This window comes from Aeromonas sp. HMWF014 (assembly GCF_963878295.1).
Classification (GTDB): Bacteria; Pseudomonadota; Gammaproteobacteria; order Enterobacterales; family Aeromonadaceae; genus Aeromonas; species Aeromonas popoffii.
This window is the reverse complement of sequence record NZ_CAWNYS010000097.1, coordinates 1-1,180: the sequence shown is the minus strand read 5'-3', so window position 1 is coordinate 1,180 and position 1,180 is coordinate 1. Positions and strand designations below refer to the sequence as shown.

General features: G+C 61.2%; 2 protein-coding genes. Both read left to right on the top strand.

What is annotated here, in order from left to right; all coding sequences use genetic code 11:
• Positions 1–225, top strand: a 225-nt coding sequence (locus AAC083_RS03815; RefSeq protein ID WP_219927859.1) for a PliI family lysozyme inhibitor of I-type lysozyme, incomplete at its 5' end; no start/stop codon positions are given.
• A gap of 382 nt (positions 226–607) precedes the next feature.
• The coding region (locus AAC083_RS03810; RefSeq protein WP_146181568.1) for an ATP-binding cassette domain-containing protein at positions 608–1,180 on the top strand (573 nt) is incomplete at its 3' end.

Below are 1,180 nucleotides of genomic sequence, written 5' to 3'. Positions count from 1 at the left end.
GTGCTGGCGCGCGATGGCACCATCAAGGAGCTCAAACTGCAGGATCTCAACGGTGACAAGCAGCCCGAGCTCATCGTCATCATGGAGAGCACAGGCAGCGGCAGCTACCTGAGCGCCGACGCCTTCACCCTGCATCCGCAAGAGGGGATCGAGAGCTTCAACCACGTCGAGGAGCTGGCTCCCACTGACGATGTGATCCAGGCACTCAAAACCCCCCGCGATTAATTCATCACACGCCATGAGGCAGCCCCGCAGCGCGGGGCTGCCGCCTTGTCGGTGACCGACGCTGACGCCCTTTCTCGCCTCCTTGCTACCCGGCGACAGCCCAGAACCCCGATGGACGGCTTTTTTTTCTGCGCTTATAATCGCCGCACCTTGCCACTACGAAAAATAAGGAGGTAAAAAATGGTTATCCAAGCGTGCCCGATGTTCTCGGCCCGCCTGTTCGGCACATTCGCGTGCTCTTGCCTGCATACCATCGCGCTGCGATAGCGGGTTCGAGCAAAGCCGACTCCCTTCCAAACCGAGACCTTTCTCGACTCTGCCGTTGTCGCCAGCGCTCCTGATGACAGGGATCTTCGATCCCGGAATTTAAGAGAGCAAGAGCATGACAACCCTGATGAGTACCCATTCCCTGCAAATGAGTGCGGGGCACCTTCCGTTATTTGACAACCTCGACCTCAGCATCCGCAGCGGTGATCGCATTGGCCTCATAGGCGCCAACGGCTGTGGCAAGAGCACACTGCTCGCCCTGCTGGCCGGTCAGCGCCAGCCCCATGAGGGACGCATCCACAAGGCTAGCCCCTGCCGCTGTGAATTTGTGGCCCAGCATCTGCCCGTGCAACTGCAAGCACTCAGCACCCGCGCCGTGCTGCTCGATGCACTGGCCAACGAGGCTGACCAGGCGTGGCAGGTAGACAAGATGCTGACCGAACTGCAACTGACCGAGCAGGCCGACCTTCCGGTCAGCGCGCTGAGCGGCGGTCAGCACACCCGCTTGCAGATAGGCCGCGCTCTGCTGCACCAACCCAACCTGTTACTGCTGGACGAACCCAGCAACCACCTGGATCTGCCCGCCCTGCTCTGGCTCGAGCGCTTCCTGCTGGCGTGGCGTGGCGCCTTCGTATTGGTGTCCCACGATGGTCGCCTGCTCGATCGGGTAACCCGCGAGACCCTGATC